The organism is Planococcus sp. TJ-301 (genome assembly GCF_058268475.1).
In genome coordinates, this window is the sequence record NZ_JBZDOH010000001.1 from 796,924 (window position 1) to 812,678 (window position 15,755).

The window sequence follows — 15,755 nt, forward strand, 5'->3', positions numbered from 1 at the left end:
TTTCTCCCTTTGTTTTTGGCTATTTATTTAACGTACATATTTTTAGGATATGGCAGTTCTAAATTGCCTCGAAGCGTATTGTCTTCGTATTCCGTTCGGAAGATTCCCTTTTCCTGGAGAATCGGAACTACCAGTTCAATAAAGTCTTCAAAACCAGCCGGGTAATCTTGCCGGATGAGCAAGATGTCCATAATTCCAGCCTTGTACCACTGTTCAATTTGCTCGGCGACGTTTTCGGCAGATCCCATAAATTTTGGCCTTGGCAAGTGATGGCCCAAAGGCATCAACGATTCGATTTCGTTCAGTTTCTCCCCTGCTTCTTTTTCTGTTCTGCCGATGATGGGACTGTGGGAAGGCATCAACAGCAAATCGTCCGGCGACCGCCCTTGATCCTTCACTCGCCTTTTCAGTTCCGCGGTATACGCCTTCAAGTAATCGACATTATCTCCCGGCGCCATGATAACTTCCGCATGCTTTGCTGCAATATCCATAAAATCAGAGGAAGTTCCAGCTTGCGAGATCACCGGCCGGCCTTGCCGCGAACGGCTTACGTTCAATGGCCCATCCACTGAAAAATAATTCCCTCGATAATTCAGTGCATGCATTTTGCGGGGGTCATAGAATTCCCCTGTCGCTTTATTGCGGATAAACGCATCGTCTTCATAAGAATCCCAAAGTCCCTCTACAATTTCGAGAAACTCATTTTTCATCGGATACAAATCCGATTTGCTGAAATGGGTCCGGCTGTAATTGGCCAAACCGCCTGAGTTGGACGTGACCGCATTCCATCCGGCGCGTCCATTGCTGATTTTGTCGAGCGAGGCGATTTGTCTGGCGACTGTGAACGGGTCCGCATACGAAGTGGCGATGGTCGCCGCCAATCCGATCGAGTGCGTCACCATGCTCAATGCAGACAAGATGGACACCCCTTCAAACATGCTGAGGTAATGTGGAATCATGCCGGGGCCGATATGGCTGACATCCGCCAAAAAGATGGTATCGAATTTCGCATCTTCCAGCTGTTTGGCTTTTTCAACATAGTAATTGATGTTTTCGCTGGCATCGGCGGGCATGTCAGGATGGCTCCAGCCCGTATAATTCCAGCCCACTCCATCGATGATGCCGCCAAGTTTCAGTTTTCGTTGATGCATGATTGTTTTATTCCCCCGTTATTAAAGAAATTAGTTTTCCCAATCCAATTCGAATGCCTGTGCCAATAAGGTATGGCCTGTCATGCGGCTTTCCTGATCCGGATAAAAGTCGGCTACGATGATTTCATCTACTAAACTGGCTTTTGCAAGTTGCTGAAGATGCTCTTTCACCTGTTCTACGCTCCCGATCACAAAGCGTTCTTTGTTCATTTCTCTGGCTCTTGTTTCTTCTGGTGTATAAAGATGATTCTGGGCTTCTTTTGGTGTAGGAAGATTGAAGTTTGTGTTCCCTGTACTCATCTTCGCCCACACCAACTCTGCCGGTCCTGCTAAATAATTGGCCTCTTCTTCGGTCTCAGCTGTGATAACAATTGTCGCCAACATGCTTTTAGGTTCACTTAGATAGGCTGACGGTTTGAAGTTGTCGTGATATTCCCTTAGCAGCGGAACAGCCATTTGTGGGGCCAGATGAGCCGCAAAGACAAATCCTAAACCTTTTTCTAAAGCAAACTGCAGCCCACCTTCACTGGAACCGAGCATATACATAGCAGGCACTAATGATTGGTCTCCCGGCGGATTGATATGGCTAAACGGATGGTTCTGCTTAAAATCGCGGGCGAAAAATGAAAGGAGATGGTCCAGTTGTTCTGGAAAATCATTTTTCCCTAACAACTCCCTGGACCTCAACAAGGCCCACATGGTCCAGCCATCCGTTCCGGAACTTCTACCGATTCCCAGGTCCACTCTTCCCGGGTACAACCCTTCCAGTAGCGTAAAATTCTCCATAACTTTCAATGGGCTATGATTCGGTAACATCACTCCACCAGCGCCTACCCGAATTCGTTTGGTGTGGGCTGCCGCATGCATACTCAGCATATCGGGTGAAGTACTCATTAAGGTAGTTGTATTGTGGTGCTCTGTAAACCAGTACCGGGTAAATCCCAGCCGGTCTGCTAATTGCACCATTTCCGTGATGTTTTGAAGACTTTGTTTGGCGTCGTTCCCTTTATAAATTTGCACAAAGTCCAAAATGGAAAGTTTAAGTGGTGTATCCCTCGTCTGCATTTTCATAACTCCTGACTTATGTTATACTTTATTTAGCCTACTAACTATATTGCCGGCAAGTGCCTGAGCTTTTGATTACTATCCATTCTGTTGAATTTCATCGCCCGGTTTTAATCATACAAGTTTCTTTTATAGTTTGTGAAGAAGGCAATGTAAATGCACTGAGTACACCTATTTATACCTTAGGAAGGGAGAAGACCTAATGAAAGTTTGCCTAGATGGATTTAATAAAAAGTTTATCGATGAAGAAAGCGAGATGCACGCAATTGCTTTTACTCAAAATGTGTTGTCAGGCCGCTGGAAGTATTTCATACTTTGGTATTTAAAGGATACGACACGCCGGTATTCGAACATCAAACAATTTCTTGAAGGTATTTCCCAAGGTTCGCTCACTAATCAACTTCGGGAACTGGAGCAAGACGGGATAATTAATCGGAAAGTATATCCAACTGTTCCACCAAAAGTAGAGTATAGCCTCACAGAAAAAGGATTAAAGTTACTTCCTGTCTTAGAGATGATGAAAGCTTTCGGAAAAGAATATATAGAAAAAACGGAAGATGCCGAATTTCAGAAATGACTTTCACCAGGATGCCGTTCCTGAATTCCCGGTCGTTTTGGTTAATAGCTATTTTCTAAGAGTAGTTTATCCACGCTAAACGGAAAATACGTGAACTTTCGCATAATTATCCATCACATACTCCCTGCTATTAAAACACACTTGTGCGTAAGTAAATTTATTATTTACCAACGAAGTGGATAATATCATGCTGAGACGATTTGAAAGTTCCATAGCTGAGACCGAACCACAATCAAATAAAATCATATTAGGAGGAAAAATCATGAAATTTGGAATTATAGGCGCAGGACCAATAGGAGCAAGTATCTCTAAAAAATTAATTAAAAATGGACACGATGTTAAAATTGCCGATGCTCGGGACATTGAACATTTAGTAGGAAAGGATATTGCGGGAACACCCGTGAATATAGATGAGGTTATCACAAATATAGATGTTCTTTTACTATCTCTCCCACTCCATGTCATGCCGAGCATACGTCACATCGTCGATCAAGTTGGAGATGAAGTCATCATTGCAGACACGTCTAATTATTATCCATTTAGAGACAATGAAATTGAGGAAATTGAGAACGGGATGGTTGAAAGTGTTTGGGTTTCAAAACAGATAGGAAGACCGATCATCAAAGCCTTTAGTAATCAGTTAGCTTATACATTAGAAAATAAAGGAACCCCCGAAGGCACGACTGGCCGCATTGCCATGGCAATTGCCGGTGATAATCCAGCACAAAAACAATTGATTATCGATATAGTGAATGAGCTTGGCTTCGATGCAGTGGATGGCGGCTCGTTGAGTGATTCCTGGAGAGAGCAGCCTGGAACTCCTGCTTACTGCACCGAATTGACAAAAGGAGAACTAATAGAAGCGTTGAAAAAGGCCGATAAAGAAAAAGCACCTGTTCTGCGGGACAAAGTAATGGAGAAGTTTTCAGCTGGAATGACGCATGAAGACATTGTGAGAATTAACCGGGAGACCTATAATTCCTAATTCAAGAAACTCCTATTGTTCGTTGCATTAATATTTTCAGTTAGACCGAAGCCATCGTATGCTAAAAATGAATCAATCAAAGACGAGATATTTTCATTCATCCGTCAGAATGATGAAAGTGAAAATGAAGACCAGTAGCTTATAAAGTAGCTGCTGGTCTTCATTTTTTGTGTATTTTATTTATATAAAGTACTTCTCATACCAACTGACATGTATTTTTAGTTATATCTGTATTTCTTTTTTTAAAGAATCCTCGTGTTTCTAAAATATCAATGTGGCGAATTTATCACTTCGCGTCGGACTACGACACGACGGATGAAGAATCCTATGACCAGGCCAACCATTGCGATCACCACTGTAAACAAAAAGACGTTTTGCAATCCTGTAGCCATCGCATTGGCAATTTCAGCTGGCTGGGTCGGTGCGGCGGATCCATGTAAATAGTTTTCCATACCGCCCGTAAGGATGCTTACGGCTACTGCCGTCCCGATCGCACCGATAACCTGCTGCAACGTGTTCATGACAGCCGTGCCGTGAGGGTATAATTCCGGCGGCAGCTGATTCAATCCATTCGTTTGAGAAGGCATCCAAATCATCGCGATCCCCACCATCAGCCCAATATGCAGCGCAACGATTAACGCGACTGAAGAAGTAGTGGATAGCGTGGTAAAAAACCATAACATAGTCGTAACGAGAATAAGACCCGGAATAACGAGCCACTTCGGCCCAAATTTGTCAAATAACCTTCCAATAATAGGAGAGAGAATCCCATTTAGCGCACTGCCGGGGAGAAGCATGAGACCGGCAATAAATACGGACAGTCCTGCACCTGTCTGCAGGAACATCGGCAGAATTATCATACTCGACATAATAATCAACATCGACATCATCACCAGAAGCAACCCAATAACGTACATCGGAAACTTGAAAACGCTTAGGTTCAACATTGGATCATTCATCCAGTTCTGACGCAGTACAAAGAAGAACAAAGCAACAAGACCAACGATGATGGATGTCACAACTACCATACTGCCCCAGCCCTCAGCACCTTCGCCTGCTTTACTGAAGCCAAAGACAACTCCACCGAACCCGATTGTTGACAGTAAGACCGATAGAAAATCGATCCGGGGTTTTGTCACTTCGGTCACGTTTTCCAAATACTTCAGCCCGATTAACAGACCGATGATCAGGAATGGCAACGAGAACCAAAAGATGAAATGCCATGTTAAGTATTCGATTAACAGACCACCTATTGTCGGCCCGGTTGCTGGAGCAAACATGATGACAAGTCCGACAAACCCCATGGCCGCCCCCCGCTTTTCCGGGGGATAGATCACCAATATGGTGTTGAACATGAGGGGAAGCAACAAGCCCATGCCTACTGCCTGCAAAACCCGAGCAACCATCAGCATCTCAAAATTGACCGCGAGTGCAGCAACTAATGTACCAGTGATTAAACTAATGAGTGCACCAATGAAAAGCTGCCTCGTTGTAAACATCTGCAGCAGTAAGCCACTTATCGGCATTAAAATACCGAGAGTTAACAAAAATCCGGTCGTTAGCCACTGTGCAGTTGCCGCCGAAATTTGGAACACATCCATTAAGTTCACCATTGCAATATTTAAAGCGGTCTCACTAAACATACCCACAAAACCGACGATCAGCAGCGATGCCAAGATGCCGCGCGTATTATATTGTTTCTTCATTTTTCTCTCTCCCAGTAACCTGATTAACTTAATAACGGTTTATTTTTTGTAAAGCATTGTTTCCTTAAATAATTAAGCAAGAATTGCTGCTTACTTCTTTCTTGATGAACCTCAATACTTATAGCCATTGAAGACAATGATTCATGAAAATCTTCTCTCCTGTAAATTACTTAATATCTGTATTTCCATACTGATAAGGAACACCCATATTCTCACGAAGCGTCTTCCCATCATATTCCTTGTGAAACAATCCACGTTCCTGCAAAATCGGAACAACCTGTTCCACAAAATCGGCAACTCCATCGTAGGCGATATCCGGCACAACCGAGAACCCGTCACAAGCGTCGGCCAAAAACCATTCTTCCAAGAAGTCAGCCACTTGCACTGCGGTACCGGCAACTACCGGATGGTAATTGATGACCCCGTGCGCCAGAACGTCCCGAATGGAGAGTCCTTTTTTCAATAGCTGTAAGGCTCTAGGAGAACGGGGATCCTGTGGATTGGCGTATGCACGCTTCAGCAAATCAGCTGGTAAAGGCTGATCAATATCCACCGAATTCATCGATAGCCGTAATCCAACCATGGAACCAAGGTAGCTGACCCGGCTTGGAATCTCCTCGGGGTTGAAACTCATTAGTTGTCTTCGCCGTTCCAACCCTTCTTCTTCAGTCGATCCTATGGAAAACATAAAACCGGCATACATCTTTATGTCATCCGGGTTTCTGCCAAAACGAGCCGCACTTTGCCGAAGCGCTTCCCTGTGTTCACGAGCAGACTTGATGTCATAAGGGTTTGCGTAGACACCGGAAGCGTACTTTCCGGCCAATTCCAACCCTTCAGCTCCTCCTCCAGCTTGAAAAATCACCGGCTGTCCTTGCTCCGATGGCGGGATTGGCAATGGGCCACGTGAAGCATAATATTGTCCTTTGAGATTAATCGGTTGAATTTTGTTCATGTCGGCAAATTTTCCGCCTTCCACATCTAATATCAAAGCGTCCGGTTCCCAACTCCCCCATAATGCTTGAACTATTTGGATCGATTCATGGGCCATACCGTATCTTTCTTTGCGTCCGGCAACCTGGGCACCGAAATTTGCCGCTGCTGCTGGCAGCGAAGAGGTGACCGCGTTCCAGCCTACACGGCCATGACTAATCACATCCAGCGCTTTGAACTGGCGTGCTATATTATAGGGATAATTGAAAGTCGTTGAGAGGGTGGCAACAAGACCGATCTGCTTCGTTTCTCTAGCTACAGCCATTAGCGCCAACATCGGGTCCATCGGGAACATAGGCGTCTGAGGACCCAAGTCGACGGTTAATGCCGGGGTATCTGCGATAAAAATCATCTGAAATTTTCCTTTTTCAGCTAATTTTGCACGCTCTACATAACTATCAGTACTTGTATAAGCAGCCGGATCGGTGCCAGGCATTCTCCAGGCACTGAATTCAGCTCCGTATCCAGAAATCATTTGTAATGCCAGTTGCATTTCTTTTTGTTTTGTCATGTTTATATTCTCCTTTCATTTAGACAGGCCCTAGTTAATTGCATAAGTCTGTGACGAATTATCGTGGCAGCTTTTTCTGTAAATAAAATTTCGCTAATTATTACCTTACTAAATACCTTTTTAAGGATTAACTACTATTTTACTTATTCTTCCTGGTAGTACTTACCAAGTACTGCCTATAAATTTCACTCTTTAAAATAGACTTCTTTTAAGTTGTAAAGCCTCGTTGATTCTTATCTTATTTGTTGCAATTCATAATGTACCAACGATCACCTCTATTATGAACAGTTCCATTTCTTTTCAACGTACGCAATTTCTTAAATATAGAAACTTGTGAAGTGGATTCTTCCATAACTGATAAATTAATCGTTTTTGAGTCCAAACATGAAACGATCTTTTTTGCGCTTATTCCAGGACGATCTTTAATGCAAGTTAGAATACTGCTATTTTCAACGTTCATGAATTTACCTCACACCTTTTTAAAAGAATTATTACGGACTGAAGTTAATTACACTAAAAAATAAGCTTTTTATTTAGCCTGCTAAATAAATGATCGCTAATCAACTTTTAAAATTAGGATTCTCCATAACACGATTATTTTTAAAAATATATTTAGCTTGCTAAATACAAGTTCAGAGAAAACTTAGAATAAATTTTTCTCCATTCGCTTCATCAATTCTCTTAATATTAAGCGTTCTTCCGGTGAAATGGAATGCAGTAATTTTTCTTGCTGCTGCTTCCATTTAAAATCAACCGGACCTTCTAACTCTTTCCCTTCGTCAGTCAGATAAATCCGCATAACCCTGCCGTCTCGTTCATCGCGCTTACGGATGATGAACCCGTTCTGTTCCAACGATTTAACCATATTGGTGACCGTCGGCGGCTCGCATTTCAAATGCTCGCATAATTGCATTTGAGTGACTCCATCTCCTGCCCATAAACGGGCGAGTAAATTGTCCTGTCCAACGTAAAGATTAATTTCTCTTAGGCTTTCGCTATAATCCCGACGCATTTTAGATGACACTTTATCTAAAGACTCACGGATATCGCAATCTACAGTGACTTTCATAGATAACCCTCCAAGTGATGATATATTTAGCCCACTAAATATATCATCGTAAAATTCAGTTGTCAACATCTGTTTAGCAAACTAAATAATTTACTTAATTAGTTTAATCGAACTAACGTTATCTATTATAATTTTTATAAACTTCAAACAAGGTTTTTTATATGATTAAATTCGAGACCATATCTATTCATAATAGCGTTCATAAAAGTATGCTTTATCGAACAAAAAAGAAGAAACTCAGGTATTCGCTTCTTCTCTTTCGATAATCTCTCAGATAGTTACTAACCATTCCTCTAACTACTCGATATTAGGATGATTTCTATAACATTTATTTGCATAACACTGTGAAATTTAAAGCTCTTACTTGCCATATATTAATCGCCCTACCCAATGTAATATAGATGGAATTGACCTATAAAATTTTATATTCATTGCTGAAAATGAAGCGTTTAAATTCAAGCGTTTAAATACGCTCATTATAAAAAGAAAATGGTCCGGTATGAATAAGATGATTACAGCTCGTTTATAACACGAAAACAGTGGAACTAAAATAAGATGACATTGACACAGTGGTAAAACCACAGTATCGATGCCATCTTATTGGAGTAAAAGCTTAAGTTTACTTTTTTCTTAAATTGTTCGAAAGTTAGGGCTCATTTACAAAAAGCAATTGTTTTTGAAATATATTATTCAGCCACTGAACGAAGCAATTTAATTAACGGTGCTTTTGTTTCAAAACCTATTCCTGGAACGTCAGGCAAACCTACATACCCATTGACAACAGGAATGTCATCGGCGAATCCTCCGAATGGTTCAAAAATTCCCGGATACGACTCATTCCCTCCTAAACCCAATCCTGCTGCAATGTTCAGCGACAATTGATGCCCGCCATGCGGAATGCAGCGGCGTGAAGACCAGCCGTGTTCTTTTAACATATCCAATATTCTCATATACTCCACAAGCCCATAACTTAATGCACAGTCAAATTGCAGATAATCCCGGTCAGGCCTCATTCCTCCATAGCGAATGAGATTTCGGGCATCCTGCATGGAAAACAGGTTTTCCCCCGTTGCCATAGGGTTTTTATAATGCTTGGAAAGCTCCGCTTGAAGCTCGTAGTCTAACGGATCTCCTACTTCTTCATACCAAAACAAATTATAGGGCTCCAGCTTTTCTGCATATTGAATCGCTGTTTCCAAATCAAATCGGCCATTTACATCCACCGCCAGCGATTGGCCAGATGGCACCACTTCCAGTACGGCTTCAATTCGTCGAAGATCTTCTTCTAAACCGTTTCCAATTTTCATTTTCACAACTGAATAACCTAGGTCAAGATAGCCTTTCATTTCTTCTTGGAGCATTTTATCGTCTTTTCCTGGCTGATAATAGCCGCCTGCTGCGTATACAAATACTTTATCGTCTGGCTTTCCATCTCCATAACGTTCGGCCAGCAGTTGATAAAGTGGTTTTTCTTCTATTTTTGCAATAAGGTCCCAAACTGCCATATCAAGCGTTCCCACCGCAACCGACCGTTCCCCGTGGCCGCCTGGTTTTTCGCCCGTCATCAAAATATCCCAGATTTTATGAGCATCAAAATTTGAGCCTTCATCATTTAGAATGTCATTTGTTTCCGCTTCTAATAAACGCGGGATAAACCGTTCGTGGAGAAGTCCGCTTGGAGCATACCGGCCATTCGAATTAAATCCATAGCCTACAACCCTTTTGCCATTTTTAAATACATCCGTAACGATTGCAACGACAGAAACGGTCATTTTTGAAAAATCAATATACGCATTGCTGATACTCGATTTAATCGGTACGGCTTTTTCTTTGATATCAATGATCTTCATCTTAAAACCTCCCATTTCGTATTTGTTATCTGTTTATAGAATAATTAATAAATTTATTAATGTCAATAAAAAGCTTCAAATTAATTAAAATAACGTAAATAGCTATTTAATAAATTTATTAAATAGCCACATATATAAAAAAGACGCTTCTTGTAAAGAAACGTCTTGCATTATTTTTCCTGCTTATTCGTTGGCTTGCTTTCGATAATCCCCAAGATTTCTTGTCCTCCACGATGCCTGTGGGAATGCATGAGGAGTTGCGCTGCTTTGCTGTCTTGGGCTCGCATTGCAGCTACTATTGCCCGATGTTCCTTAATGGACCGGACAGGAAGCTTTCGCTCATTAATGGTAAATAACCGTGCCCGATATAATTGATCAGAATGACTATCCATTACATTTTTTAGCCGTTCATTCCGGGAGTACTCAACGATTAAATTATGAAATTGATTATCTGCATCTAAATAGGCCTTTAAATTTTTTTCATCCAGATACTTCTCTTGGCGCGCAATAAGGGAATCCAAGATTTCGAGATATTTTTCTTCCATATTTAACGTGGCTAACTCAGCAGCCACGCCATCTAGTGCTTCAGCAATTTGACAAATTTGCTCAATATTTTCTTTTATGATTGGTTCAACACTAAAGCCTTTTCGAGGGATCAACCTAATCCAGCGATCCATCTCCAATCGAATTAATGCTTCGCGAACAGGCGTCCGGCTCATTTCAAGCATTTCGATAATTTCACGTTCCAAAAAAGCCTCATTAGGTTGAAGCTGTAGATTTCGAATCGCTTTTTGAATAATAATGTAGGCCTGCTGCGGCAAACGATCTTCGTTTGCTTCTTCTTTATATCGCAATAAGGTTTTCTTTAGAGCAGTGTTATCGCTGCTTCGTCTCTCTTTTTCCTTCATGATATTCACCAAATTTCAATTTATTAAAGTCCCGATATTAAATGAAGTATATCAGATTTCCATCTCAATGAGCGCGGTTTTACACGCAACTCCCTTACTGTAATCTATCGCTTGATGGAAAAATTTCGGGGTTGGAATCTTCTCAGGCATCAAAAAGTGAGCTTTCAACTATTTTTCACAATTATGGCCTCGCCGAACTTCCACTGAAACTCTTTCAACAACTTCTCCCATATGATATCTTTATTGGGCTTGAGCGTTACAGACTTTTAGAACGCGCATGACCTGCTTAATCGCTGCATTATAAAACATATACCCGACTCCTGTCACCATTTCCCTTTGGTTGTGGTGACGTAATTCTACAAGAAAAGATCTTTTATTTTCTATTTATTTACAGAAGAAATTTTATGCTCTATTACAATGGTATAATTATAAAGAGTCCTAAAAATATTTAATATCTTCATAGAAAAATATATATAAATACTTGCATTTGAAAAAATAGAGAAATATAAATTTGCTTTTGAAATTACTATTGCTCTCTTGTTTCCTAAGAAATATATAAAATTCAAGTGAATACCCAGAGTTATTGATTATATTTTTAATGAAGTATACTTAAGTTCACTTATGAAAATGATCTTATAACAAAAAGAGGTGATATAGTTTGACGGCAACAAAGAAAACGGCTGCACAAGTGATTAAGAGAAATAATGTAAGGATAAAAGGGCAGACCGAAAAGGTTCTGGTGTTCGCGCATGGTTTCGGTTGTGACCAATATGTCTGGGACAAGATTGCACCGGCTTTCGAAACGAAATATCGGGTTGTATTGTTTGATTATGTCGGCTCCGGTAAAAGTGATAAATCTGCTTACAACAAAGAACGGTACCGGACATTGGATGGTTATAAACAGGATCTTCTAGAATTATGCGACGCCTTGTCCTTAGAAAATATAGTGTTTATCGGCCATTCAGTCAGCAGCATGATTGGTGCATTGGCGGCGGTCGAGCGTCCGGAACTGATGAAGAATCTAATTATGATTGGACCTTCTCCGTATTTTCTCAATGAACAGGACTATCAGGGGGGATTTGAAAAAGCGGAAATCGAAGGCTTGCTTGAAATGATTAAAGTTGACTATAACGAATTTGCGCGCTTTTTGTCGCCGCTCGTTATGCAAAACGCTGAACGTCCCCATCTGGCGGCTGAATTCGAGCAACTACTATGTGGCAATGATCCGGACGTAATCAGCAACTTTGCGGAAGCCACTTTTTTGTCGGATGTCCGTGAGGTATTGAAGGAAGTTCCTGTTCCGACTTTGATTCTGCAGACACGCAATGATTTAATCGCCCCAAAACGCGTAGGTGAGTATGTACATAGCCAGATAAAAGACAGTGAATATCACCTAATGGATGCCGAAGGCCACAGTCCGCACATTAGTGATGCAGAGGAGACCATCAGTATAATATTCGATTATCTTTTGGGTTCCTAATACGCAAAAGTAGCAAAAAAAAAAATTTTTTAGTAAAACCTCTGAATCTACAATTAGTGATATCATATAGCCAAAATTATTCAATTAAGGACACTGCAGCAATAATCGTTAACTTTATAGAATCGAAAGATATATCTGTCAACTCCTGATTTATCTGGAAGCTCTATACGGAATCAATAAAAATATTTCAGGCATCAGTACGCGCACGCTCGGCCACCATGGATTCGGTGTGTTGTGGAACATTGAAGAATCGGATAAAAAAATAGATGACAACTAAAATAGAAAGCCCTGCGAGTGCGCAGGACTTTCTTTTTATTTGTCTTCATCTTTTTGATAATTTGAGAACTTCTGATGAATTTCGGCTTCGATTGCCTCCACTTGTTCTTCTTTCAGCTTTTGTTTCGGCTGAGGATGAAACCATTGAATTTCATCTTCGTGGACAAATCCCTTGTATTTCTCCCCTTGCACTTTCAAAGTGAATTGGTGACGTTTATAAGCTTTGTCCTCAAAAACCGGATGCACTTCCAATTCTTTCATTTCACTTGAAATGCCATATTGAGCCATCAGCTTATGGATCATTGTTTCAATCGCATCCACTTTTTCTTCACCAATCAATTGCTTAGGATGAGGATGCAGCCATTGAATTTCATTTTCAAAAAAATAGCCTTTAAATTTATGATCCTCCACTTTAAATGTAAAAGCATATCGTTCATAAAATCGGTCTTCAAAAACCGATTCTACTGCGAAATCTTTCAGTTCAGGTTCATCCTTCTTTTCTCCGCTCATCACCTAACCTCCTTAAAAAATTTGTCACTTTGCTGAACTGATAGCTTATAACCTGGCTTAATACTTTCTTAAAGAGTTCGGTGTGATGCCGAACCACTGTTCATGGATAATGCGATGGCATTCGGCAATAATTCTTTCGATGACTTGCGTTGAGTTAGCCAGTATCCGGATGCTGAATCCTGGTACCACCAGTTGAGACAGGCCGAATTTCACATCGGCTCCCAGGGAAACAATCGACTCATACAAGTCATCGAGTAATTTACTGTCTGTTTGCTCACCAACAACAATCATTGAACCGATATGGCTATAACCTTCCATAAACCCTAAACCGGAAATGTCTTGCTTTTCCGGAGATAATTTGATGTGGTCATAGACAACAAGTTCCCCGTCCATATAAATTTCATTGATCAACTGGACGGTGTGATAGGTGAATTTACCGCCAGTTGGGGACCATCCAGGCGTTAAAATATCAGTGTAAAGAAAAACTGCTCCGGATTCCATCCGTATGGTATTTTTTTGCAGATACCGTGCATTTTCATAAGCAATCAACGGGTCAGGAAGAAATTCCAAATAACTTCCTTTCTCTAGCACTATATCCGTCTCTTGATAGGCATGTCCCTTCGGCGTCTTATATACTTTCGTCGCGGATTGTGTCGTTAAGGTAACTTTAGCACCTCCGTTGGCAGTCACTTTCATCCGATAACGGTCTCCATCCAAATATCCGCCGCCAGGGTTCAGCAAGTAGTAACAGACTTTACCCGTATCGTCATGGTAAATCGGCCGCATCACTTTGAATGCTCCTTGAAAGAACACATTTCTAGCAACCGTCTTTCCTTTTCTCTCTTCTAAATCCAGCGAGAGCTCGCCTGTCCATGAGGTCATATTATTCAAGCCCTTTTAACAGAACATGGGTCTTCATCCATTCAATGACTTGATCGAGCCCTTCCTCGGTTTTCAGATTTGTAAAAACGAACGGTTTGTCGCCGCGGAATACTTTTGTATCTGAAGCCATGACATCCAAGCGTGCACCTACATAAGGAGCCAGGTCGGTCTTATTGATAACAAATAAATCCGATTTGATCATTCCCTGGCCGCCTTTTCGCGGAATCTTCTCACCTTGTGCCACATCAATGATGTAAATTGAAAAATCGACGAGCTCCGGACTGAAGGTTGCTGCCAAGTTGTCGCCGCCGCTTTCAACGAAAATAAGTTCGACGTCCGGATGGCGCTTTATCAATTCGTCGATTGCCGCAAAGTTCATTGAGGCGTCTTCACGAATGGCTGTATGTGGACATCCTCCCGTTTCAACTCCGATAATGCGGTCTTCTGGAAGTACGCCGTTTTCCATTAAGAACTTGGCATCTTCCTTCGTGTAGATATCATTTGTGATGACAGCCATTTCAATTTCCTGTTCCAAGTTGCGGGTTATTTTTTCAACGAGCATGGTTTTCCCTGCTCCTACCGGCCCGCCGACACCAATTTTAATCGGTCCCATCTAAACACTTCCTTCTCTTTTTAAAAATTCTATAGTTACGACATGAAAATACGGATGTTGACGCGTTCATGATGCATTTGGGAAAGCTCAAGACCAGGTGACACAATGCCGAAGTCACTCCCTGTAAGCTGCATGATTTTCTTCGTTGCCGATTGCAACTCAGGATGGAATTCGTGTGTGATCATAATTCCCGCCGTCTGCCCTAAGGGAATCGCCCGGACGGCATTTTGAACAAGGCTAGATGAAGCTGAATACAGATAGTACAGAATGGCATCTTCTTTTGAAACCTGCAGCCCATAGGCAATCATCGTAAATACGATTGAAGGGTGGGCAAACGCCTGCTTCTTGTCAATCCGGTCCCGGTAAAGCGCAAGCACTGGAAAATCGTAGAGCGATTGGGCGATTTTCAGCAAACGGTCGCCTATCATTTGCGTGCCTTCTCGTGTTTCCCTCGGTAAATTCTGAACCATTAACATCCGGTCCCATTTCCATATTTCTTGATAATCCTGCTGTTCAAGCGCCTCATATGCCAGCCTGCAAACCAGTCCATCAGTGTAGATCAATTGGTCATGGACATAGACGCAGAGCCAGTCAAAGAACGTTTTTTGGTCTGTTACAATATCAGCCTGTATATAGCTTTCCAAACCGAACGAATGGCTGAAAGCCCCCGTCGGCAAGCCTGAGTCGCATATCTGAAACAGCGAGAGCAGATTTTTATTCATGGCTATGGCCGATGTGGCGGAATGCTTTTTTCACCTTGCGGTCTTCTCGTCTAAATGCAATTCCTAATTCCTCCAGTAGAGCTACCACCAGGTAATCGTATTGGACAAGCATGTCATTGCCTTCAAACTGAGCGGGCAAATGCCGGTTTCCAAGCTGGTGGGCGATGTTTCCCATCTCTTCTATAGTTCGGGGACTGATAACAATCAAATCATCGGATAGCACGTCTACTACAATCATGTTTTTGTCGTCCATGAACAGCACATCGCCCGCAACTAGATCACGCGCTTGTTTTAAGCGGATTCCAAGCTCGTTTCCGTGATCGGTCTTGACACGCTGAATCCGTTTGACCAAATACGCGCTTTCCAAATAGACTTTTTCAATGTGCCGCTTATCGATTTCACTTTTATCCATATCTTCTACATTCATTACTACTTCTTCAATTATCAATTCAATTCA

15 protein-coding genes are annotated in these 15,755 nt (G+C 41.7%); 3 read left to right on the forward strand and 12 right to left on the reverse strand.

The genetic code is table 11. From position 1 onward, the window contains the following. Window positions 1-23: 23 nt before the first annotated feature. Together AC4EHJ_RS04080 and AC4EHJ_RS04085 are read right to left on the reverse strand one after the other, a co-directional pair. Window positions 24-1,151 carry an NtaA/DmoA family FMN-dependent monooxygenase gene (locus AC4EHJ_RS04080; RefSeq protein ID WP_490974312.1) on the reverse strand — a complete coding sequence of 376 codons (1,128 nt, stop codon included), beginning with the start codon at window positions 1,149-1,151 and terminating at the stop codon, window positions 24-26. 30 nt (window positions 1,152-1,181) lie between these two features. Then, window positions 1,182-2,216: an LLM class flavin-dependent oxidoreductase gene (locus AC4EHJ_RS04085; protein ID WP_490974313.1), complete on the reverse strand. Its 1,035-nt coding sequence runs from the start codon at window positions 2,214-2,216 to the stop codon at window positions 1,182-1,184. A 202-nt stretch (window positions 2,217-2,418) separates the two neighbouring features. Here AC4EHJ_RS04085 and AC4EHJ_RS04090 point away from each other — a divergent pair, with 202 nt between their 5' ends. Both AC4EHJ_RS04090 and AC4EHJ_RS04095 read left to right on the forward strand, forming a co-directional pair. Beyond that, window positions 2,419-2,793, forward strand: coding sequence for a winged helix-turn-helix transcriptional regulator (locus AC4EHJ_RS04090; RefSeq protein WP_490974314.1), 375 nt, complete (start codon window positions 2,419-2,421; stop codon window positions 2,791-2,793). Between the two features lie 262 nt (window positions 2,794-3,055). After that, entirely contained in the window at window positions 3,056-3,778 is a 723-nt protein-coding gene (locus AC4EHJ_RS04095) for an NADPH-dependent F420 reductase (RefSeq protein ID WP_490974315.1), read from the forward strand. A 269-nt stretch (window positions 3,779-4,047) separates the two neighbouring features. Here the strand turns inward: AC4EHJ_RS04095 and AC4EHJ_RS04100 are convergent, their stop codons facing one another. The 5 genes from AC4EHJ_RS04100 to AC4EHJ_RS04120 all read right to left on the reverse strand — a co-directional run bounded on the left by AC4EHJ_RS04100 (window position 4,048) and on the right by AC4EHJ_RS04120 (window position 10,815). Continuing rightward, a complete protein-coding gene (locus tag AC4EHJ_RS04100; protein WP_490974316.1) occupies window positions 4,048-5,484 on the reverse strand; it encodes a DHA2 family efflux MFS transporter permease subunit in 1,437 nt (478 codons plus the stop codon). A gap of 166 nt (window positions 5,485-5,650) precedes the next feature. Next, window positions 5,651-6,988 (reverse strand): NtaA/DmoA family FMN-dependent monooxygenase, encoded by a 1,338-nt coding sequence (locus tag AC4EHJ_RS04105; RefSeq protein WP_490974317.1) that lies wholly within the window; start codon window positions 6,986-6,988, stop codon window positions 5,651-5,653. A 643-nt stretch (window positions 6,989-7,631) separates the two neighbouring features. Further along, on the reverse strand, window positions 7,632-8,057 hold the full coding sequence (locus tag AC4EHJ_RS04110; protein WP_490974318.1) for a MarR family winged helix-turn-helix transcriptional regulator: 426 nt from the start codon (window positions 8,055-8,057) through the stop codon (window positions 7,632-7,634). A gap of 686 nt (window positions 8,058-8,743) precedes the next feature. Further along, on the reverse strand, window positions 8,744-9,907 hold the full coding sequence (locus tag AC4EHJ_RS04115) for a mandelate racemase/muconate lactonizing enzyme family protein (protein WP_490974319.1): 1,164 nt from the start codon (window positions 9,905-9,907) through the stop codon (window positions 8,744-8,746). A 170-nt stretch (window positions 9,908-10,077) separates the two neighbouring features. Then, window positions 10,078-10,815 (reverse strand): GntR family transcriptional regulator, encoded by a 738-nt coding sequence (locus AC4EHJ_RS04120; protein ID WP_490974320.1) that lies wholly within the window; start codon window positions 10,813-10,815, stop codon window positions 10,078-10,080. 658 nt (window positions 10,816-11,473) lie between these two features. Here AC4EHJ_RS04120 and AC4EHJ_RS04125 point away from each other — a divergent pair. Beyond that, window positions 11,474-12,295 (forward strand): alpha/beta fold hydrolase, encoded by an 822-nt coding sequence (locus AC4EHJ_RS04125; RefSeq protein ID WP_490974321.1) that lies wholly within the window; start codon window positions 11,474-11,476, stop codon window positions 12,293-12,295. Between the two features lie 312 nt (window positions 12,296-12,607). On the opposite strand, the gene AC4EHJ_RS04130 is transcribed toward AC4EHJ_RS04125, so the two are convergent. The 5 genes from AC4EHJ_RS04130 to ureE are packed head-to-tail and all read right to left on the reverse strand — an operon-like array spanning window position 12,608 to window position 15,746. Continuing rightward, a complete protein-coding gene (locus AC4EHJ_RS04130) occupies window positions 12,608-13,081 on the reverse strand; it encodes a hypothetical protein (protein ID WP_490974322.1) in 474 nt (157 codons plus the stop codon). Between the two features lie 57 nt (window positions 13,082-13,138). Beyond that, window positions 13,139-13,963: an urease accessory protein UreD gene (locus tag AC4EHJ_RS04135; RefSeq protein ID WP_490974323.1), complete on the reverse strand. Its 825-nt coding sequence runs from the start codon at window positions 13,961-13,963 to the stop codon at window positions 13,139-13,141. 1 nt (window position 13,964) lies between these two features. Next, a complete protein-coding gene (gene ureG, locus AC4EHJ_RS04140) occupies window positions 13,965-14,576 on the reverse strand; it encodes an urease accessory protein UreG (RefSeq protein ID WP_490974324.1) in 612 nt (203 codons plus the stop codon). A 35-nt stretch (window positions 14,577-14,611) separates the two neighbouring features. Beyond that, window positions 14,612-15,298, reverse strand: coding sequence for an urease accessory protein UreF (locus AC4EHJ_RS04145; protein ID WP_490974325.1), 687 nt, complete (start codon window positions 15,296-15,298; stop codon window positions 14,612-14,614). Further along, a complete protein-coding gene (gene ureE / locus AC4EHJ_RS04150) occupies window positions 15,291-15,746 on the reverse strand; it encodes an urease accessory protein UreE (protein WP_490974326.1) in 456 nt (151 codons plus the stop codon). Before ureE ends, AC4EHJ_RS04145 begins: the two co-directional genes overlap by 8 nt. Between the last annotated feature and the right edge of the window lie 9 nt (window positions 15,747-15,755).

What these genes read in the sequence shown, in the direction of transcription:
- AC4EHJ_RS04080 (WP_490974312.1), bottom strand. Translation starts at nt 1,151, where the DNA reads ATGCATCAACGAAAACTGAAACTTGGCGGCATCATCGATGGAGTGGGC.
- AC4EHJ_RS04085 (WP_490974313.1), bottom strand. Translation starts at nt 2,216, where the DNA reads ATGCAGACGAGGGATACACCACTTAAACTTTCCATTTTGGACTTTGTG.
- AC4EHJ_RS04090 (WP_490974314.1), top strand. Translation starts at nt 2,419, where the DNA reads ATGAAAGTTTGCCTAGATGGATTTAATAAAAAGTTTATCGATGAAGAA.
- AC4EHJ_RS04095 (WP_490974315.1), top strand. Translation starts at nt 3,056, where the DNA reads ATGAAATTTGGAATTATAGGCGCAGGACCAATAGGAGCAAGTATCTCT.
- AC4EHJ_RS04100 (WP_490974316.1), bottom strand. Translation starts at nt 5,484, where the DNA reads ATGAAGAAACAATATAATACGCGCGGCATCTTGGCATCGCTGCTGATC.
- AC4EHJ_RS04105 (WP_490974317.1), bottom strand. Translation starts at nt 6,988, where the DNA reads ATGACAAAACAAAAAGAAATGCAACTGGCATTACAAATGATTTCTGGA.
- AC4EHJ_RS04110 (WP_490974318.1), bottom strand. Translation starts at nt 8,057, where the DNA reads ATGAAAGTCACTGTAGATTGCGATATCCGTGAGTCTTTAGATAAAGTG.
- AC4EHJ_RS04115 (WP_490974319.1), bottom strand. Translation starts at nt 9,907, where the DNA reads ATGAAGATCATTGATATCAAAGAAAAAGCCGTACCGATTAAATCGAGT.
- AC4EHJ_RS04120 (WP_490974320.1), bottom strand. Translation starts at nt 10,815, where the DNA reads ATGAAGGAAAAAGAGAGACGAAGCAGCGATAACACTGCTCTAAAGAAA.
- AC4EHJ_RS04130 (WP_490974322.1), bottom strand. Translation starts at nt 13,081, where the DNA reads ATGAGCGGAGAAAAGAAGGATGAACCTGAACTGAAAGATTTCGCAGTA.
- AC4EHJ_RS04135 (WP_490974323.1), bottom strand. Translation starts at nt 13,963, where the DNA reads ATGACCTCATGGACAGGCGAGCTCTCGCTGGATTTAGAAGAGAGAAAA.
- ureG (WP_490974324.1), bottom strand. Translation starts at nt 14,576, where the DNA reads ATGGGACCGATTAAAATTGGTGTCGGCGGGCCGGTAGGAGCAGGGAAA.
- AC4EHJ_RS04145 (WP_490974325.1), bottom strand. Translation starts at nt 15,298, where the DNA reads ATGAATAAAAATCTGCTCTCGCTGTTTCAGATATGCGACTCAGGCTTG.